Source organism: Streptacidiphilus jeojiense, assembly GCF_000719095.1.
GTDB lineage: Bacteria > Actinomycetota > Actinomycetes > Streptomycetales > Streptomycetaceae > Streptacidiphilus > Streptacidiphilus jeojiensis.
This window is the reverse complement of the sequence record NZ_JOEH01000030.1, coordinates 41532-59397: the sequence shown is the minus strand read 5'-3', so window position 1 is coordinate 59397 and position 17866 is coordinate 41532. Positions and strand designations below refer to the sequence as shown.

General features: G+C 70.1%; 18 protein-coding genes and 1 pseudogene. 10 read left to right on the top strand and 9 right to left on the bottom strand.

Annotated features, from left to right (window positions below; translation table 11 throughout):
* Positions 1 to 71: 71 nt before the first annotated feature.
* Positions 72 to 203: pseudogene (locus tag IF29_RS45440) on the bottom strand (DUF2867 domain-containing protein); the annotation flags it as partial.
* A 142-nt stretch (positions 204 to 345) separates the two neighbouring features.
* Between IF29_RS45440 and IF29_RS0133270 the strand changes: the two are divergent.
* Positions 346 to 1407: an NAD(P)/FAD-dependent oxidoreductase gene (locus IF29_RS0133270; protein WP_030262957.1), complete on the top strand. Its 1062-nt coding sequence runs from the start codon at positions 346 to 348 to the stop codon at positions 1405 to 1407.
* A 39-nt stretch (positions 1408 to 1446) separates the two neighbouring features.
* Here the strand turns inward: IF29_RS0133270 and IF29_RS0133265 are convergent, their stop codons facing one another.
* On the bottom strand, positions 1447 to 2025 hold the full coding sequence (locus tag IF29_RS0133265; protein WP_030262954.1) for a helix-turn-helix domain-containing protein: 579 nt from the start codon (positions 2023 to 2025) through the stop codon (positions 1447 to 1449).
* A 344-nt stretch (positions 2026 to 2369) separates the two neighbouring features.
* Here IF29_RS0133265 and IF29_RS45435 point away from each other — a divergent pair, with 344 nt between their 5' ends.
* The gene (locus IF29_RS45435) at positions 2370 to 3341 is read left to right on the top strand and encodes a phosphotransferase enzyme family protein (RefSeq protein ID WP_157624047.1); all 972 of its coding nucleotides are present in this window, start codon (positions 2370 to 2372) and stop codon (positions 3339 to 3341) included.
* 157 nt (positions 3342 to 3498) lie between these two features.
* Here IF29_RS45435 and IF29_RS0133255 read toward each other — a convergent pair whose 3' ends face one another.
* Entirely contained in the window at positions 3499 to 3888 is a 390-nt protein-coding gene (locus IF29_RS0133255; protein WP_030262949.1) for a MerR family transcriptional regulator, read from the bottom strand.
* Positions 3889 to 4060: 172 nt separating this feature from the next.
* Here IF29_RS0133255 and IF29_RS0133250 point away from each other — a divergent pair, with 172 nt between their 5' ends.
* Entirely contained in the window at positions 4061 to 4927 is an 867-nt protein-coding gene (locus IF29_RS0133250) for an SDR family oxidoreductase (protein ID WP_030262947.1), read from the top strand.
* A gap of 99 nt (positions 4928 to 5026) precedes the next feature.
* Entirely contained in the window at positions 5027 to 5584 is a 558-nt protein-coding gene (locus tag IF29_RS0133245; RefSeq protein ID WP_030262944.1) for a hypothetical protein, read from the top strand.
* 46 nt (positions 5585 to 5630) lie between these two features.
* Here the strand turns inward: IF29_RS0133245 and IF29_RS0133240 are convergent, their stop codons facing one another.
* Positions 5631 to 6251 carry a TetR/AcrR family transcriptional regulator gene (locus IF29_RS0133240; RefSeq protein ID WP_030262942.1) on the bottom strand — a complete coding sequence of 207 codons (621 nt, stop codon included), beginning with the start codon at positions 6249 to 6251 and terminating at the stop codon, positions 5631 to 5633.
* A gap of 78 nt (positions 6252 to 6329) precedes the next feature.
* On the opposite strand from IF29_RS0133240, the gene IF29_RS0133235 reads away from it, so the two are divergent.
* Entirely contained in the window at positions 6330 to 7292 is a 963-nt protein-coding gene (locus tag IF29_RS0133235; protein ID WP_030262940.1) for a zinc-binding dehydrogenase, read from the top strand.
* A gap of 96 nt (positions 7293 to 7388) precedes the next feature.
* Here the strand turns inward: IF29_RS0133235 and IF29_RS0133230 are convergent, their stop codons facing one another.
* Together IF29_RS0133230 and IF29_RS0133225 are read right to left on the bottom strand one after the other, a co-directional pair.
* A complete protein-coding gene (locus tag IF29_RS0133230; RefSeq protein ID WP_157624046.1) occupies positions 7389 to 7559 on the bottom strand; it encodes a hypothetical protein in 171 nt (56 codons plus the stop codon).
* A gap of 66 nt (positions 7560 to 7625) precedes the next feature.
* The gene (locus IF29_RS0133225) at positions 7626 to 10337 is read right to left on the bottom strand and encodes an ATP-binding protein (protein WP_030262934.1); all 2712 of its coding nucleotides are present in this window, start codon (positions 10335 to 10337) and stop codon (positions 7626 to 7628) included.
* A gap of 130 nt (positions 10338 to 10467) precedes the next feature.
* Between IF29_RS0133225 and IF29_RS0133220 the strand changes: the two genes are divergently transcribed.
* From IF29_RS0133220 to IF29_RS0133210, 3 genes are all read left to right on the top strand, one after another.
* The gene (locus IF29_RS0133220; RefSeq protein WP_030262932.1) at positions 10468 to 11487 is read left to right on the top strand and encodes a GNAT family N-acetyltransferase; all 1020 of its coding nucleotides are present in this window, start codon (positions 10468 to 10470) and stop codon (positions 11485 to 11487) included.
* A gap of 36 nt (positions 11488 to 11523) precedes the next feature.
* On the top strand, positions 11524 to 12345 hold the full coding sequence (locus IF29_RS0133215; protein WP_030262929.1) for an alpha/beta fold hydrolase: 822 nt from the start codon (positions 11524 to 11526) through the stop codon (positions 12343 to 12345).
* A gap of 388 nt (positions 12346 to 12733) precedes the next feature.
* A complete protein-coding gene (locus tag IF29_RS0133210; RefSeq protein ID WP_037597517.1) occupies positions 12734 to 13651 on the top strand; it encodes a serine hydrolase domain-containing protein in 918 nt (305 codons plus the stop codon).
* 56 nt (positions 13652 to 13707) lie between these two features.
* Here IF29_RS0133210 and IF29_RS0133205 read toward each other — a convergent pair whose 3' ends face one another.
* Complete coding sequence (locus tag IF29_RS0133205) at positions 13708 to 14574, bottom strand: MerR family transcriptional regulator (RefSeq protein WP_030262924.1); 867 nt, start codon at positions 14572 to 14574, stop codon at positions 13708 to 13710.
* A gap of 131 nt (positions 14575 to 14705) precedes the next feature.
* On the opposite strand from IF29_RS0133205, the gene IF29_RS0133200 reads away from it, so the two are divergent.
* Both IF29_RS0133200 and IF29_RS46395 read left to right on the top strand, forming a co-directional pair.
* Complete coding sequence (locus tag IF29_RS0133200) at positions 14706 to 15077, top strand: nuclear transport factor 2 family protein (RefSeq protein ID WP_030262922.1); 372 nt, start codon at positions 14706 to 14708, stop codon at positions 15075 to 15077.
* A gap of 120 nt (positions 15078 to 15197) precedes the next feature.
* Positions 15198 to 15362 carry a hypothetical protein gene (locus IF29_RS46395; RefSeq protein ID WP_198037627.1) on the top strand — a complete coding sequence of 55 codons (165 nt, stop codon included), beginning with the start codon at positions 15198 to 15200 and terminating at the stop codon, positions 15360 to 15362.
* A 7-nt stretch (positions 15363 to 15369) separates the two neighbouring features.
* Here the strand turns inward: IF29_RS46395 and IF29_RS0133190 are convergent, their stop codons facing one another.
* Both IF29_RS0133190 and ectB read right to left on the bottom strand, forming a co-directional pair.
* The gene (locus tag IF29_RS0133190; RefSeq protein ID WP_157624045.1) at positions 15370 to 16515 is read right to left on the bottom strand and encodes an MFS transporter; all 1146 of its coding nucleotides are present in this window, start codon (positions 16513 to 16515) and stop codon (positions 15370 to 15372) included.
* Between the two features lie 70 nt (positions 16516 to 16585).
* Entirely contained in the window at positions 16586 to 17866 is a 1281-nt protein-coding gene (gene ectB, locus IF29_RS0133185; protein WP_232242704.1) for a diaminobutyrate--2-oxoglutarate transaminase, read from the bottom strand.

Sequence of the window (17866 nt, the reverse complement as noted above, 5' to 3'; positions counted from 1 at the left end):
GCAGCTGGGGCAGTGGCAGTCGGAGGGTTCCCTACCCGGATCCCTCCGGCTGCCCGGCCGGTCAGATTTCTGCCAGACAGTGCAGTCTTGGCGACGAGGCGCAGAAGCCTGCCTGGTTCGATCTCCTCCACGCGCCAGAAGTCGAGCGAGTCGCCAACGCGCAGTCGGTGGGGATCACGGCGTCCGCGTCGCAGCCCGACGCCGGTTCTGCCATTGGTATTGCTGACGCGCAGGCATTCGCTTCAATACTCTCCTGCCGCCTCGCTCCCGGGCACGATCGAATCCTCTTGCCGAAATGGCATGCCTCTTTGCTGTTGCGTCCTTTCGGGTCGCAGGATGAGGGGCATGGATGAGCGAGAGATGACGTGTGTGGATGGAACGGCCTGGGACGTGGTGGTGGTCGGCGGTGGTACTGCCGGCCTCTCGGCCGCGCTGACGCTCAGCAGGGTGCGCCGGTCGGTGCTGGTGATCGACGCGGGTGAACCGCGCAACGCACCATCCGCCGGCGCCCACGGCGTTCTGGGACGGGAGGGCATCGCGCCTTTGGAGCTGCTGCGCCTTGGCCGGGAGGAGATCGCCGCATACGGCGGCAGGGTGGTCTCCTCCCGGGTGGCGCAGGTTCTCCCCGACGGCGAGGGCTTCACGGTCCTCACCCAGGACGGGCAACAATGTCGGACCCGGCGTGTGCTGGTGACGACGGGGCTGGTGGACGAGCTGCCAGCGGTGCCGGGGCTGGCTGAGCGGTGGGGACGCGACGTGATGCACTGCGTCTACTGCCACGGCTGGGAGGTCCGCGACCAGGTGATCGGCGTACTGGGCAACTTCCATCAGGCGCTGATGTTCAGGCAGCTGTCCAAGGACATCACACTGTTCCGGCACACCGGTGCGGAGCTGAGCGAGGAGCAGTGGGAGCAGCTCGCCGGTCTGGGTATTGCCGTGGTGGACGGCGAGGTCGGTGGCCTGGATGTCGATGATCAGGACCGGCTGGCGGGGGTGCGTCTGGTGTCGGGCACGGTGGTGCCGGTGCAAGCACTGGTGGTGTCGCCGAGGTTCGTGGCGCGCGCCGGCTTCCTCGATGGCCTGGGCCTGACCGTGCGGGAGCACCCGACGGGCTTCGGTGAGCACATCGCGGTGGACGCCTCCGGGTTCACCGGGGTCGCGGGTGTCTGGGCGGCGGGCAACGTCAGCGACGTGCTGGCCGGTGTTCCGCAGGCCGCGGCCGCCGGGGTGACTGCGGCTGCGGCGATCAACATGGATCTGCTGACGGCTGATGCCCACGGTGCCGCGGCCTCCCGTGCCGCGATCTCCGAGGTCGACGTGTTCAGCGGGGCGATGGAGGCTGAGGTGTCGAGGCGGGTGCTGGGGTCGCGTGTGCACGGCCTGGAAGGTCTCGTTGAGGGCGATTGAGCACCCGCGGCGGTGTTTGCTCCTGGTTCCCAATAAGGGTTAGGTAGTGCGGGCCTTGAGGTGGGCCCGTTCGCCCTGGGGGCCGAACAGGATGAGGAGTTCCACGGTTCGCCTGTCGTCCGAGCCGAGCCAGTGCGGCACGTGGGTGTCGAACTCAGCGGCCTCGCCGGGCTTGAGAACCACGGTTTCCTCGCCCAGCAGCAGGCGGAGCCGGCCGGCGAGGACATAGACCCATTCGAACCCCTCGTGCGTGCTGAGCTGTGGTTCGGTGTCGGGCCGGGGCGGGATGAGGAGTTTGTGGGCCTGGACGCCGCCGGGACGGCTGAGCGGCACGAAGGTCATGCCGTTGCGGTTGACGGGCCTGAGGTGGATGCGCGGATCTCCGGTGCGCGGTGCGCCGACCAACTCGTCCAAGGGCATGGTGAAGACCTCGGCAAGTGGGAGCAGCATCTCCAGGGTCGGCTTGCGGGTGCCGCCTTCGAGGCGCGAAAGCGTACTTTCGTTGATTCCGGTCTGCTCGGCGAGGTGGGCCAGTGTCAGCCCGTGACGCTGCCGCAGCTCCCGCAGCCGTGGCCCGACCGCTGCCAGCCTGTCCTTCTTCTCCTGCTCGGTGCTCATGTCTGCCAGCTTGCTGAAACGCCCTGAGCCTCTGCAACTCCAGCCAAGCTGGACTGCCACAGGGAGGGCGTCCCCGACCGTCATCGGCGGGGCCGCCACCCTGAGCCATAGCTCGGCGAAATGGTTGGACCGGCTCGTCGGGGGCGTCGGCCTGCACCTGGGCGACTCGCTGGGCTTCCGGCGTGTCGAGGAATTCCTCCCGGGCCGGCTGCTGCGGCCCACCGGTGCAACAAGCCGAGTTGGGTCGTCCCTACGACGGCAAATGCGTGGCACGATCGACCCCGTGTCGAGGAGGATGGGTTCGCCGGAGGCTCCTTCGTCGGGTGCGCTGGAGGGCCATTGCCATGACCGGAATCGAACCCTGGGCGTCTCCGCCTCCTCTGCCGCGCTGGTTCGGCCCCAGAGCCAGCCCTGATGACCCGGCTGTCTCGGCCCTGATCGCCCGCGTTGCGCACGGGGCCCGATGGGCAGACATCGGCGGTGAGTTCAACCTCAACCTGCGGATAGACGCTGAGCCGCCGATTGTCCTTCGAGTTCACAGGCCCTGGGTCCGCCGCGGGCGGGTCGCGGGACTGCGGCGCCTGCGCGAGCGACTCCAGCGGACACAAATCTGCGTCCCTCGGCCGATTCCGAGTTTCGACCGCGACCTCCTGAGGGTCGCAGATCGTTGGGCCGAGACTGAGGAATTCATCGAACACGTGCAGCCACAGGCGGACGAGGACTCCTACGTCCGCCTCTTCGAGGAGCTCGGACGCCTTCACACCGCGCTCCAAGCAGTCTGGGAGCCCAGTGCGCCCGCACCCCTCGACGACCACAGAACCTTCCGCCAACTGCGCTACTCGGTCGGCTTCACACACCGCACGCTCGGACCCCGCAGCGAGCCGGTCGTGCAGCGGATGCGCCACCTGGCCGGCGAGCTCTCCAAGCTCCGCAAGGAGGTCGACCTGCCCTGCGCTCCGATTCACGGGGACTACAAATTGGGTAACGCGGGAGAACTGGCAGACGGCTCATGGGTCACTTTCGACCTGGATTTCGCGCGGGTCAGGGAGCGGTTGTACGACATCGCGGTCAGCCTGCACCACATCGCCCAGGACGACGAACTGCTCAAGCCGCGACGGCTGCTCGACGCCTACGAGAGCACGGCAACAGAGCCGCTCACCCGCGACGAGCACCGATGGCTCCCCGGCGCTCTAGCCCTTGTACCCCTGCACTGGGCTGCCACCACGGGGCTCGTGGGCAAGAGCCTCCATGAGGCCGAGAACGCAATGACCGCAGCCGAGGCCTGGTGGTCGCGCCAGGCTGAACTCTCGACGTAGTCCGGCGGTCACAATTAGCGCTCTGACCGCATTGGTGCGCCGTGTGTGAACTGCCGCAGCGGCCCGAAGCGGGGCTCGATCGGGTTTGCCCAGGACGCGCACGAAAATCTCGCCAGACCCCGCGGGGGCCGTCGGGGGTCTGTGTGAGTTCCGCCGATTAGGCAGCGGACACTCGGGTCCGCTGTTGTCCTTGTACTGGCTGGGCCCGGCGGGCTCGGGCCATCGCCGCGTCCAGCGCGTCGCGGGCGTTGAGCATGTCGGTGATGTGGGACGAGAGCTTCTCGCGTTCCTGGGCCATCCGCTCGAGCGCGGCCCGGGAGTTGTCGAGGCTGGGCGAGTCCACGCAGGGCAGCAGCTCCAGAATGGTGCGGCTGGAGAGTCCCGCGGCGTACAGACGCTGCAGGAACAGGACCCGCTCGACGTCCTCCTCCTGGAAGTGGCGTTGCCCGCGGGGGCTGCGCTCGCTCGTGATCAGGCCCTGCTCCTCGTAGTACCGCAGGGATCTGACGCTGACGCTGCTGCGTCGCGCGAGCTCTCCGATACGCATCTCCGCCACTCCTCGCTGCTCCGCCGTCCAGCCCGTATGACCTGCGCCATACGACTTGCCTCTCACATCAATGTCAGGTTCTAGCGTAGTTCGCGAGCCCAGGACATGGGAATCGCACGGCAGCAGCCGAGCCGTTCGGAGCGGCCAAGCCAACGAGAAAAGGACAGCAGACATGTCGGTTGTGATCACCGGAGCCACCGGACACCTCGGACGTCTCGTCGTGGACCGCCTGCTCGACACCGGCACACCCGCCGGCGACATCATCGCGACCGGTCGGGATGTCGCGAAGCTGGAGCCGGTCGCCGCACGCGGCGTCACCACGCACCGCCTGGACTTCGCCGACCCGGCGCAACTGGAGGCCGTCCTCGCGGGAGCCGACCGGCTCCTGCTCGTGTCCACCACCACCGCAGGCGAGCGGTTCGACAACCATCGCCGTGCCATCGATGCGGCACGCGCCAGCGGCGTCAAGCGACTCGTCTACACCAGCACGCTGAACGCTGACACGGCGCGCATGCGGCTCGCCGAGGAGCACCGTCGAACCGAGGAGTACCTGCGTGAGAGCGAAGTTCCGTTCGTCATCCTGCGCAACGGGTGGTACTTGGAGAACTACACCGGCCAACTCCCGCTGATCCGCCGGCACGGGGTGCTGCTGGGCAGTGCGCGCGACGGCGCCGTCAGCGGCGCGAGCCGCCGTGACCTGGCAGACGCAGCAGCGGTCGTGCTGACCCAGGACGGCCACGAGGGATCCACCTACGAACTCGGTGGGGAGCCGTTCACTCTGTCCGACCTGGCCGCCACGATCGGCGAGGAGCTCGGTACGCCGATCGCCTACCAGGATCTGCCGGTCGACGCCTACGCCGAGGCGCTCATCGGGGCCGGACTGCCGGCCGACCTGGCGAAGATTCTGGCCGATGCCGACGCCGGCTTGGCGCGAGGCGAGCTGTACACCGACAGTGACGACCTCCCGCGTCTGATCGGTCGCGCGGCCACCACTCTCCGCGACGCCGTGCATGCAGCACTCACCCACGGCAACGCGTGATGCCCGCCCTCGCCGAACGCCACGACGCGCTGTTCTTCCCGGACCCGAAGCCCTACCCTCGGAGTCGTGGGCTGGGGCTGGGGGAGCTCGGGGGGACACATGAAGGTCGGCGACGCACCAGGGCTCGACGTCACGGCACATTTCACGCTCACTCTCGGCGAGTGCCGACGGATCGCCTGGCTCGCAGCGCCGCGGCTCTACATCTGGGTGATGCCTCGAGCGGCGGCCTTCGGCCTGGTGGTTTCGGCTGCGCTGTATTTCAGCCACACCGCGCGCAGCACCGTGCCCGCCCTCATCTACCTCGGTTTGACCGTCTACTGTCTCCTTCCCCCCGCATACGTCGGCTTCTCGGTGGCTCGGATAAAACGCGGATCCGACCATCCCGGGCTGGAGCCGATGACCTTCACCGCGAACCCGACGGTCGTCCGCATCGAGTTCCAGTCGGGCGTCACGCATGAGTGCCGACCGGACGAGGCGTGGGTCGTGGGCAAGAGCGGAGCGCTGTGGTATCTGCGCCTGGGTTCGTCCGGGTTCGCTGCCCTTCCGCTGCGGGCCGTGGCCCCCGATCAGCGCGACGGACTCGTGGCGTTCATCGCCGCGCTGCCACGCGCGCAGGGCGCGCCGCGTGCGCGGCGACCTCGGCGCACGCGGCGCTGAAACTGCCGCCCTGGCCTCAGCTGCCCCCTCCCCCGCCCATCGGCCGTCAACTGGGCGTCGAAACCAGTCGTGCCGCTGGTGGCAGCGGCGCGTGCTGAGGTGAGGCTTTCAACGCCTGGATGGCCAGCCCTGCGAAGCGTCGGGAGGCCGTCACCTGGGTGTCGGTCGATCTGCTGTGGATCCCCTTGTTGGCCATGAGGATGAGAATGAGGTCGTCCAGGACGAAGTCGGACCGCAGATGCCCTGCGTCCTTGGCCCGCTGGGCCAGTCCGGCGACCGCCTTCACCGTGTACTCGCGGCCCGCGACATCCGGCGCCCCTGGAAAGGCCGTCAGGAAGGCTTCGCCCAAACCCCGATCCCGCGCGTGCAGCTCACAGATCTTCTCGATCACCAGGCAGAGGCCACGCCACGGATCGGGATCGGCGCACCCCTGGTCGACGATGGTGCGGCATGCGCGCAACTGGTCCGCGAAGGCTTCGGTGGCCAGCACCTGCTTGGTCGGAAAGTGACGGTACAAGGTGGCAGGGCCGACCCCCGCACACCGTGCGATCTCCCGCATCGGCACGCCCAGGCCGTCAGCGGAGAACAGGGCTCGGGCCGCGTCGAGGATGCGCTCGCGGTTGTCCAGCGCATCGGAGCGCAGGGTGTGAGGCAAACGGTCGATCATGCTCTCACTTTAGCCAAACGGACGGGGGCGTCCGTTAGCGTCCGCGACGTAGCAGCTCATCGAGATCGGGAGACGACAGTGAAGGCCATCGCGATCCAGACGTACGGAGGCCCTGACGGTCTGGCTGTTGTCGACCTGCCGGCTCCCGCACCTGCTGCCGGGCAGGTGGTGGTCGCCACCGAGGCCGTGGGCGTCGGTGGCGTCGACACTGTGATCCGCAGCGGGGCCCTGGCCGCCTACGGCTTCACCGTGGGCCACATTCCGGGCAGCGAGGTGGCAGGCACGGTGACCGCGGTCGGTGACGGCGTCGACGCCTCGTGGATCGGCAGGCGGGTGTGGGCCTTCACGGGCACCGGCGGAGGCTATGTGGAGCAGGCCCTGGCACCGGTCGAGGAGATAGTTCCGCTGCCGGTGAACCTGTCCGCAGTCGATGCGGTGACCCTGGGCAGTGCCGGCGTGGTGGCCCACTTCGGGCTGCGCCACGCCCACTTCGCTCCCGGGGAGACGGTCCTGGTGCGTGGTGCGGCCGGCAGCATCGGGATCATGGTCGTGCAACTCGCCGCTCGCGGCGGCGCAGCCGCGGTGGCGGTCACCACCTCCTCGGCCGAGCGCGGCGAGCGGCTGCGAGGTCTCGGCGCGACCCGGGTGCTGGACCGCTCCGGCGACGGAGGGGGCCCGGCTCCCGCAGGGTTCGACGTCATCATCGACGTGGTGGCCGGCAAGGGCCTGCCGTCGTTCTTCGACCGGCTCAACCCGAACGGCCGCATGGTGGCCGTGGGCGCTGTCGCAGGCCAGCCACCGGCGGACTTCGGTACGAAGATCATGGCGGCGTTCCAGAAGTCGATGTCCTTCGCCGCTTTCAGCGCCGCCACCGTCCCCGGGGCCGACCGCCGTGCCGTACGGAGCGAGCAGTTCGCCGCAGCAGGCCGGGGTGAGATCGAAACAGTGGTGCACGAGGTGCTGCCACTGGACGCAGCTGTGCTGGCGCACCAGAAAATGGATGCGGGTGAGGTCTTCGGCAGGATCGTGCTGACACCGTAGTCGAAGGGATCGTGGTGTGCGCCGGCGCCGGCGCACTGACCGCCCGTCAGGCCGGGTCGACCGACGCCCCCAGCTGGACCATCTGCTCCCAGGGGTTCAACGGTCGTCGTCCACCGGCAGAAGGGCGAGCGCCTCCTGGAGGTTGTGCTCGGCGATGCCCATCATGACGGGGGCGACGGCGCTGATCAGTGAACTGAAGCAGGTACTCGACCACCTCTGAGAAGCCGTTGCCGCACCGATCACGTGAGCACCATCGACGGTGGGCACACAGCCCCCGCCGGAGTCCTCGCCCCTGACCTGCACCGTCGAACCGGACGACGCATGCGGATGCCGTCATCCGCTCCAGGGCCCGTCGAGGGCCTGAGCGAGTTCGGTGCGGGAGTTGATGCCGAGTTTGGGGAAGGCGCGGTAGAGATGGTGACCGACCGTCCTGGGGCTCAGGAAGAGCTGGGCGGCGATCTCACGGTTGGTGGCTCCGGTGGCCGCAAGTCGCACGACTTCCCGCTCCTGCGGGCTGAGCCGGCTGATCGCCGTGTTCGCGGAACCGCCGAGGTCGGCGGCCCCACCGCTGGCCTGGAGTTCGGTGCGGGCCCTGGACGCCCACGGCTGGGCGCCGAGTCCCTCGAACGTCTCCAGTGCGGCGTGAAGCTGGTGGCGAGCGTGGGTTCGACGCCTCTCACGGCGCAGCCATTCCCCGTACAGCAGCTCGGTGCGGGCCCGCTCGAACAGTTGGGCCGAGCCTTCACCGTGCAGGTGCAGGGCGGTGGTGAAGTGCTGCTCGGTCTGATCGTCCAGGCCGGTGACGGCCTGGCAGCGTTCGGAGAGCGCGGCAGCAGCAGGGTGGCCCGCAGCCTGTGCCCATGCGGCCAGCGCCAGCGCCGGCTGCTTCGCACGGTCGGGCTGTCCCGCGCGGATGGCGGCCTCCACGAGATCGGGCAGGAGCCGGGCCGACAGGAGCGGGTGCTCCACCCGGGCGCCGGCGGCCTCCAGGTGGCTGAGCGCGTCCTCCACCTGGCCCAGGCCAAGGCCGAGCAGGCCGAGTGCCCGATGCGCGTGTGCGGCGGCCAGCTCGATCCCGTGGGCGTCGGCGTAGCGCAGGGCCCGGTCGCCCAGGCCGGTGCAGTGCTCCTGGTCCCCCCGGAGCGCGGCCAGTGTCGCCAGGGTTCCACGCAGATAGGCGGCCCGGTGGTTGCGGCCGAACTGCTCGGCGACGGCGAGCCCCTCGGTGGCGGTTGCCTGGGCCTCTTCGTGCAGCCCCAGGGAGAGTTGGGCCTCGGCGAGAAGGTGCAACGAGGTGGGGAGCCAGCCGACCACGTCGTGGTCCCGGCAGTCACGTACGCAGGCGGCGGCGAGCTCCAGGGCGGTGTGGTGATCGGCGACCAGCCGGCCGTAGGTCCCGGCCAGGATCCGCTCGGCGAATCCGGCGTCCCGGGCCGGTGCCGGCCTCCTCGGGTATCCGGAACCGGTGCCGCCGGGATCCGCCATCACCCTGGCGATCGAGTGGCGCGACGAGGCGGGGATCCGCGACCCGACTTCGCTCATCAACGAGCGGTCACCCGACGACTGCGCCGTCGAGACGGCCTCGGCCAGTACCGGTGCCAGGTCGGCGGAAGAGGCGAGCCGGTCCATGCATTCCAGGAGGATCCGCGTGGCCTGGTGCGGCGTCCCGCGGTCCAGCTCCACGATGGCCCGGACCCGGGCGAAGTCGGCGAGCATCGCCGGGTCCAGGGCGAGCGCGTTGATCCGGTCGGTGAGGGCCGCGGTGCGGTGGAACTGCCCGGCCTCGGCCGAGGTGAAGGCTGCCGAGGCAAGCAGTCGGGCGCGTCGGGCCGGCACCGTGGTCAGTTGCGCCGCACGTTCGTAGGCGGCCGAGGCCGAGGCCGTCCCCTGCCGGCCTCCGGCCCTTCGCGCGACGCTCACCATGGCGTCGGCGACCTGCTCGTCGGTTCCGGTCGTCGCGGCGGCCAGGTGCCAGGCCCGGCGGTCGGCCTGCTGGTCGCCGGGCATGGTGTCGCCCAACGCGTCGGCCAACGCCCGGTGGGCCGCCAGCCGCCGGGCAAGCGGGGTGTCCTGGTAGGTGACCGATCTGATGAGGGGATGGCGGAAGGAGAGGGTGTCCTCGGTCAGCACGATGAGCGTGGCGCGTTCGGCCGGTTCCAGGTCCTCCACCGTGGCGCCGAACCGGGTCGATGCCCGCAGAACCAGGTCCAGGCCGCCGGAGTCGTCAGCAGCGGCCACCAGCAGCATGGCCCGGGTGGCGTCGGGCAGCCGCCGAAGCTGCTCCTGGAAGGTCTCCTGGATCCGGCTGGTGGGCGACCCCGGCCCGGCGGGGAGGGTGACCGGATTCAGCCGGCCGGCCCGCTGTTCGGCGGTGAGCGCCGTGGGAAGCTCCAGCAGCGCCAGCGGATTGCCCTGCGCCTGCTCGACGATCTGGCCGCGCGCGTTCGGCGACAGATCCGCGACGCGGTCGGTCAGCAGAGCCTCGGCGGCCGCGGAGTCGATCCCGGGCAGCCGCAGCCGCGCCAGGCCGGTGATCTGACCACCCGGAACGCTGTCACGCAGGGCGAACAGCATCACCACGCCCTGGCTGTGGAGCCGGCGGGCAGCGAACGTCAGGGCGTCCAGTGACGCCTGGTCCAGCCACTGGGCGTCGTCGATCAGGCACAGCAGGGAGCTGCCGCGCGCGGCCTGGGAGAGGCAGGTCAGCACCGCCACTGCCAGGGCGAGCCGGTCGCCCACCGCCTCACCGGACAGCCCGAACGCCGCCCTCAGGGCGGCGGCCTGCGGCCGGGGCAGCCGGTCCACATGGTCGGCAACCGGTGTCAGCAGCCCGTGCAGGCCCCCGAAGGCCAGCTCCATCTCCGATTCGATGCCCACGGTCCGCAGCACCCGCCCCGGCGCCGCGAGGTCGGCGGCGTACCCGAGCAGCGCCGTCTTGCCGATCCCGGCCTCACCGTGGATCACCAGCGCGCTGCTCGCGCCCTCGCGGGCACCCTCGAGCAGCCGGCGTATCCGCTCCTGCTCGGCCCCCCGCCCGTACAGCATGCGGTCACCCTACCCAACGCTCCCGCCCTGCCGGGGGTCGCGTTACGTCATGGCGACCGATGCGCCCGGTCGTCACGCTCCCCTAGCTTCAGAGCACTTCACCACCCCGCTCGACTCCGGGAGTACCGCCGTGTCCGACTCCGTCCACCTCACGCCGCTCCATCACGTCTCGGCCGTCCACGCCGCCGGGTGGCACCAGGTCCTCGCCGCCTCCATGGCCCACGACCTGCCCGGAGTCCCGCCTCCCGGGCCCGGGAAGGTCCATGCGCAGCTCACCAAGCCGGCCCTGGACAGTCATCGGCTGGCCTGGACGGCCACCGGGCCCGGTGGCCTCCCGGTCGCCGTCGCGGGCCTGCGGCTGTTCACCTCACCAGGGCGGGACCGCTTGGCCGAACTGGAACTCCACGTCGACCCGGCACACCGGCGCCGGGGAACCGGCTCACGCCTGCTGTCGACCGTCGTGGCGGCCTGCCGCACCGAGAAGCGGCGCAGCCTGGTGGTCGAAGTCCCGGGTGACAGCCCGGGTGAGGCCTTCTGCGAGCGGTGGGGCTTCCGACGGGCCCTGACACTCGATCACCTGATCCTGCGTCTGGACGCGCCGGCCGCGCTGGCCGCGCTGGACGAGGCCACGATCTCCGAGGTCGCCCCTGCCGGGCACCTCGGCTACCGACTGACCGGCTGGACCGGAACGGTGCCCGACGAGCTCGCGGACGCCTTCGCGACGGCCAAGAACGCGATGAACGACATGCCCGTCGGCGACCTGGACTACGGCAGCCTGGACTGGGACGCCGACCGCGTACGGACCATGGCCCAGGTGATCGCCCACCGCGGCGACACGCTGCTGACCCTCGCCGCCGTCCACGACGACGGCACGATGGCCGGCTACACCGAGATCCTGCTCCCCCACGGCGCGCCGCCACGGGCCCAGCAGTACGACACCGCGGTCGTACCCGCGCACCGCGGCCACGGCCTGGGGCTGTGGCTCAAGGCAGCGATGGTGCACCGGCTGCGGGCCCAGCACCCCCATGTCGTCGAGGTCGAGACCGACAACGCCGAGGACAACGTCCACATGCTCGCGGTCAACCACAAGCTGGGCTTCCGCTCCTACCGACGCACCTGCGAGTTCCAACTCGACCTGTCCGCACCCTGACCCGACACCCACGCAACACCTGACCTGGAGAGACACATGGCGACGAACACCACCTCCCCGACCGTCCCGGCGTGGACCGGCATGGTCCCGGTCGACGACACGGCCCTGGCCGTCACCGACACCAGCGGCCCCGGCATCCCCGTGGTCTACCTCAACGGCCAGTTCGCCACCCAGGGGTACTGGCGGCACGTCATCGCCGAGTTGGGCACCGGGTGGCGGCACATCACCTACGACGAGCGGGCCCGCGGCAGGAAGTCGAAGCGTTCGGCCGACTACTCCTTCGAGGCCGTCGTCCGTGACGTCGACGCCGTGCTCGCGGCCAGGGAGGTGGACCGGGTGCTGGTGGTGGGCTGGTCCTACGGGGCGTTCGTCGCGGCGCACTGGGCCGGCCGCAACCCCGACCGCGCCCTGGGCGCGGTCCTGGTGGAGGGCGCCCAACCGCACGACTGGCTGGACCAGTCCATGGAGCAGCGGATCCGCAGGACCTTCCGCCGGCTGAACCTGTTCATGCCGCTGCTGCGCCCGACCGGCCTGACCCCGCGGATGACCGCCGCACAGATGGCGGACTGCAACATCGAACTCGGCAGGCTCGCCCGCAGGCGCGAGTTGGGTCCCGTACTGGACACCATCACCGTCCCGACGCGATACGTGGTCGCCTCGGGAACGTCCCTGGGAAGCAAGGGCGACGAACAGGAACGGATCCGCGCCAGCCTCGACGGGGTGGTCGCCGGCAACCCGAACATCGAGATCAGCGCCAAGGTCGCCAGCAACCACGACACGATCCTGAAGAAGGACGCCCCCACCGTCGCCGAAGCCGTCTGCCAGGTCGCCGCCCACCACGACCGCGCAGAGCGGTGACATCTGCCCTGCCGTCGTGACCGACGCGGGTGCCCCCGCTGCCCCACGCGGCGAGGCACCCGCGCACCGCGTCAACAGCGGCCACCCCTCCCGGGGCAATGCAGGGTCGAGGTGCCTCATGCTCGTGGCCGCCCCGCACCTCCAACCCCGGCCCGTCAGTTCGGCGGCGCCCCAGTCGGGGTCGAACTGGGCGATCACCGCCAGGTGCTGGCGTAGCTGGAGGATCGGCATGCGTGCGCGCCAGTCTCGTGCGCGCCACGCTCGCCCCCTTCCGGCACCGGCCCTGAACTCAACTGAGCAGAGCCAGACACCGGTCCATCCGGGCGGGGCCATGGTGACGCGGCGCAGACGGCCGGGAATGTCAGACCCCGCTATTAGGCTTCCCGCCATGCGAGAACTCATTGACGCTCTGGTCCGGTCCGCCGAGCGAGAGGGCATGCAACTCTACGGAGTGCACATCTACCGCCGCGGTGCCGAGCCGGTCGAACGCAGGCTCCGCTCGGACGACCGGGTCGACGTGCGGTCCGTCTCGAAGACCTTTACCTCCGTAGCGCTCGGCATCGCCGAAGCCGAGGGTCGCCTCGCCCTGGACGACCCCGCCCTCACGTACTACCCCGAGCTGGCCGGCTCTGCCGCGCCCGGCCTGGACCAGGTCACGCTCCGGCACTTGCTGATGATGACGTCCGGCAGCCCGTACTTCTGGTCCGCCTACGACCCCGTCGTGGTCCCCGACCTGGCCGCTGACTTCTTCGCGACCCCGCTCGCGCACAAGCCCGGCACGTATTTCAGCTACACCGGCATCGGCCCGTACATAGCGGCCCGCGCCCTGCGCGCCGCGACCGGCGCCAACGTCCGCGACTACCTGCTGCCCCGCCTCTTCACCCCGCTGGGCATCCACAACCCCCAGTGGCACACCTGCCCCCTCGGCCACCCGGTGGCGGAGACCGCCCTCCACCTGAGGACGCCCGAACTGGCCCGCTTCGGCCGCCTCCTGCTCGACGAGGGCCGCCACGAGGGCCGCCAGCTGGTCCCCGCCGAATACTGCGCACGAATCGCGACAGAGACCGTCCCGACCATGCAGGACCCCACAGACGAAGGCTTCCGCCTCTCGGACAGCTACGGCCTCGGCGTCTGGTGCACCTCTGGGGAGAAGACGTACAAAATGGCAGGCCTCTACGGCCAGCTCTGCATCATCTCCCCGGACAAGGAAGCGGTGGTAACCGTAACTGCCCATGTAGAAGGGGGCGGCTCCCAGCGAACCTCTATCACAGCCCTGATAGACGAAGAGATCGTAGCCCGCCTGTAGAGGCAAGCGTTCCTCGACTCGATGAGGAGACAATCACGTGATCGGCCGGACGGCTCTCAATCGCCGCCTTCGTTCGTACGTGCTGCGGGTTCGTCGGGCGACGGTCCGGTGTGGAAGATCGGCCAGCAGATCTCGGTGCGCCACTCGGCCGCCTCTGCGCTCTCGTGGCGCCCGACGGGGTAGTACTCGCGGATCGGGCCGTCCACGGCGAGGGCATGTTCAGCGACGTACGTGCCCAGGGCTCCGTAAGCCAGGTCGATATTCGTATGCGGGCCGCGGTGCACGATCGTCGCCAACTCCACTGCCGGGATGACCAGCGCGTCGACCCGGCCGATGGGGCGCAGCGGTCCGGCGCAGGGTACGAAGATCGTCGCCGGTCCGTGCCCGTGGGTGAACAGGTCGGTACTGAAGATCCCGCCAGCCGGTGCGTCAGCGGCCAGTCCCTGGGCGTCGAGCGTCGCGTAGATCTCACCGAGCGCACCCTGGTACCAGGTCAACGCCTCGGCGACGTCCACCGTCTCGGTGACCGCAGCCCCCGGCATGGCCGGAACGCTGCGGCGCCCGATCTCGGCCCGGGTGCCGCCCGGCGGGCCGGTGAGCAGGTCGCGCAGCGAGGCGACCGCAGACTGGCTGCGCGCCAACTGCTGCTCCATCTGGTTCAGGTGTGCGGCCAGCAGCGCGTTGCGGGTGTCGAGGTCGGGGGCGGCCAGCACCTTGGCGATCTGCTCGACCGGCATGTCCAGGGCGCGGAAGCGGCGGATGATCTGCGCGGTCGGGATCTGCGCGGTGGTGTAGTAGCGGTGGCCGGTGTGCCGGTCCACCTCGTCCGGTTCCAGCAGGCCCACCTGGTGGTAGTAGCGCAGCGTCTTCACGCTCAGGTGCGTGGACCTGGCGAAGTCCCCGATCGGCAGTGTCGCGTCCATGCCTGCCACTGTGCCACCTCCCCCAGGGGGAGATGCACGGACGCGCGCGGGGCTTGCACCTCTCGTGGGAGCACGCGCGAGCCTGGGTGCAGGCGGTCGGACCGGGCCGCCGGCCGAAGGGAGCCGAAACGATGAACACGCCCACGAGCACCGCCCTGCCGCCCGTCGTCGCCGAGTACCTGGCGGCGGTCAACGCCTTCGACCTGGACCGGATGGTCGCCGCCTTCGCCGAGGACGCCTACGTCAACGACGCGCGCCGTGAGATCAGCGGTATCGCAGCCATCCGGGCCTGGGCCGAGAAGGAGATGATCGGCGACCACGTCACGATGGAGCCGATCGAGGTCGTCGCGCACTACGGCCAGACCATCGTGCGCTCGCGCTACGACGGGACCTACGACAAGACCGACCTGCCGGCCGAGCTGGTGATGTCGGACTACTTCAGCGTGCGCGACGGCAAGATCGTCAGCCTCGCCGTGATCCGCAACCAGCCCTCCCCGTACTGACGGACACCGCCGTGTCCGGCCCGCCCGAGGCCCGCGGCGCACGCGGACCGGCCCGCCGGCCCGCGTGCGCCACTTCGGTGCCCACCCATCCGTCCACCTGTGGAAAGCGAACCACTTCCCATGAACTACACCCTCGACCCCGAACTCGTCCCCCTGCTGGCCGCCCGCGCCGAGCAGGCCGCCGGCGTAGCCGCCCGCGAGCCCGGGGACTGGAGGTCGATTCGCGAGGCCGGAAGCCTCGGCCAGGCCGCCATGGCGGCCCTGGTCCCCGGCCCGGTCGGATGATCTTTTCTCACCGAATCTCTGACGTTCCGCCACGCCCGGATAGGGACAGTGCTGCCAGGACAGCCAGCGCCAGAACCCCGGCGAGGACCAGCACACCGTCCAGGCGGGTGGTGGCCAGCAGCCCGGCTGCCGTCGTCGCCGCCGAGGCGCCGATCCACGAACTGCTCTGCAGCCAGGCAAAGGCACTCGGCCTGATCGCCCGATGGGTCACCTGCGCGAGTTGCGATGTGATGAGGCCGAGTGTGGGCGAGACGGCGATGCCGCTCAGGGCGAGAACCGCGGCGAACACCACGCCGCTGTGCATCCCGAAGGCCGCCATCAGGAAGTAGGCAACCGGCGAGACGGCGAGAACGGCCCAGCGCACCCAATGCACCCCGATCCAGCGGGTCGCCCCGAGCCCTCCCAGCAGAGAGGCCAGCGACCAGCCGCACAGCATCGACGCCGCTGCCGTAGGGTCGTGGAACCTTGCCACGACCGCCACCTCGATGCAGGCGAGCATGCCGTAGCAGGCACCGCCCGCCGCCACCAGGATTACGGCAGGCAGCCACTGGGAGGCGGTCCTCGGCGCGTCGGCCGGGCTTCGATCATCAGGTTCCCCGGAGTTCGCCGCGACCTCTGGTCCTCCGCCGATCCGAGCGGCCCCGCGCCCCACGCGGACGTACAGCAGACTCACCGAAACCAACAGCGCGCCCGAGGCGAGGACCGGCCCCATCTCGACCAGTGCACGCGACGCCCCGACGATGAGCGGAGCGATGACGAAGGCCAGGCTGGCGAGAGCCGATTCGGTGGAGAACGCCCGCTCCCGTTCCGGACCCGGGAGGAGTTCCGCGAGCAGAGCGCGTGCCTTGGCCGTCACCGGAGGCAGCGTCAGACCAGCCAGCGTGGCCGCTCCGACCGTGAGCGCCGGCCCGTGGACGAGTCCCACCGAGGCGTGGAAGGCAGCCGTCAGCACTCCGAGGGAAGCCAACGTCCTGCCGTGCCCCCATCGCTCGCACGATGCCACCCAGGCCGGTTGCCCCGCTGCCCCCGCCAGGGTCCAGCAGGTCAGCGCGACGGAGGCGACCGCCAAAGACTGCCGCCCGGTCACCGTGACCAGAATCGCCAACGGACCCATGCCGGTCGCCGTGCGATACAGCAGGGTGCTGAAGAGCACCACGAGAACCTGCCGCCGGACCCGGAGGTCACCCGCATCCCGCTCCCTGGTCAGGCTGGACTCGGACGCCCTACTCGGCATTCTCGTCAACTGCCTCGGCAAGCACGTCGAGTCCCTCCCGCAGGTCCTCGTCGCTCACGGTGAGCGGCGGCAGCAGCTTGACCACCTCGTCCCGGGGCCCTGCCGTCTCCACCAGCAGGCCACGCCGGAAGGCGGAGCGTGCGATCCGCACCGCCAGCCCGGGATCGTCGAACTCGATCCCCCAGAAGAGGCCCCGCCCCCGGTGCCGGGCCCCGAGTCCGGCATGACGATCAGCCATCTCGCCCAGTGCTCCGGCGACCACGTCGGCCTTGCGCCTGGTGGACTCCTGCAGACCCGAGTCCTGCCAGTACAGGTCCAGGGCTGCGGTGGCGGTCACGAAGGCGAGGTTGTTCCCACGGAAGGTTCCGTTGTGCTCCCCCGGCTGCCAGAGGTCCAACTCCCGCTTGAACAGCGTGATCGCCATCGGCAGCCCGTACCCGCTGATCGACTTGGAGAGGCAGACGATGTCGGGGTGCAGGCCGGCTGCTTCGAAGCTGAAGAACTCGCCGGTCCGACCGCAGCCGGCCTGGATGTCGTCGACGATGAGCAGCATCCCCCACGCCTCGCACAGTGTGGCCAGCGTCCGGAGCCAGGCGCTGCTGGCCACGTTGACGCCGCCCTCGCCCTGAACCGTCTCGACGACCACTGCGGCGGGGAGCTCCACCCCACTGCCCGCGTCCCGGAGCAGGTCAGCGAGCAGGTCCAGCCCGGGCACGCGCTGGCCCTCGTACGGAATCCTCAGCACATGGCCGAGCGGCACTCCGGCTGCGGCCCGCTTCGAGGCGTTGCCGGTGAGCGCCAGCGCGCCCAGGCTCATACCGTGGAAACCCCTGGTGAACGCGACCACGGACTGACGGCCCGTCACCTTGCGGGCGAGTTTGAGCGCCGCCTCCACCGCGTTGGTTCCGGTGGGCCCGGTGAACTGCACCTTGTAGTCCAAGTCGCGCGGTCTGAGCACCCGGTCGTGGAGGGAGTCGAGGAAGCCCTGCTTCGCCTCGGTCATGGTGTCGAGGCTGTGGACCACCCCGTCGCCGGCCAGGTACTCCAGGAGACGGGCTTTCAGCACCGGGTTGTTGTGCCCGTAGTTGAGAGCTCCGGCACCGGCGAAGAAGTCCAGGTAGCTCCGCCCGTCGAGGTCGCGAAGCCGACTGCCCGCCGCCTGGGTGAAGACGGTCGGCCATGACCGCGAGTAGGTGCGAACCTCTGACTCCAGGTCGGCTCGGTCGGTGGAGTAGCCGAACTTCTGTGGCAAGAGCACGTCTGTGTTCAC

Coding starts and splice junctions, on each gene's coding strand:
- IF29_RS0133270 (WP_030262957.1), top strand. CDS start 346: ATGGATGAGCGAGAGATGACGTGTGTGGATGGAACGGCCTGGGACGTG.
- IF29_RS0133245 (WP_030262944.1), top strand. CDS start 5,027: ATGAAGGTCGGCGACGCACCAGGGCTCGACGTCACGGCACATTTCACG.
- IF29_RS46395 (WP_198037627.1), top strand. CDS start 15,198: ATGAACTACACCCTCGACCCCGAACTCGTCCCCCTGCTGGCCGCCCGC.
- IF29_RS0133250 (WP_030262947.1), top strand. CDS start 4,061: ATGTCGGTTGTGATCACCGGAGCCACCGGACACCTCGGACGTCTCGTC.
- IF29_RS0133210 (WP_037597517.1), top strand. CDS start 12,734: ATGCGAGAACTCATTGACGCTCTGGTCCGGTCCGCCGAGCGAGAGGGC.
- IF29_RS0133225 (WP_030262934.1), bottom strand. CDS start 10,337: ATGCTGTACGGGCGGGGGGCCGAGCAGGAGCGGATACGCCGGCTGCTC.
- IF29_RS0133200 (WP_030262922.1), top strand. CDS start 14,706: ATGAACACGCCCACGAGCACCGCCCTGCCGCCCGTCGTCGCCGAGTAC.
- IF29_RS0133240 (WP_030262942.1), bottom strand. CDS start 6,251: ATGATCGACCGTTTGCCTCACACCCTGCGCTCCGATGCGCTGGACAAC.
- IF29_RS0133205 (WP_030262924.1), bottom strand. CDS start 14,574: ATGGACGCGACACTGCCGATCGGGGACTTCGCCAGGTCCACGCACCTG.
- IF29_RS0133265 (WP_030262954.1), bottom strand. CDS start 2,025: ATGAGCACCGAGCAGGAGAAGAAGGACAGGCTGGCAGCGGTCGGGCCA.
- IF29_RS0133255 (WP_030262949.1), bottom strand. CDS start 3,888: ATGCGTATCGGAGAGCTCGCGCGACGCAGCAGCGTCAGCGTCAGATCC.
- IF29_RS45435 (WP_157624047.1), top strand. CDS start 2,370: ATGACCGGAATCGAACCCTGGGCGTCTCCGCCTCCTCTGCCGCGCTGG.
- IF29_RS0133215 (WP_030262929.1), top strand. CDS start 11,524: ATGGCGACGAACACCACCTCCCCGACCGTCCCGGCGTGGACCGGCATG.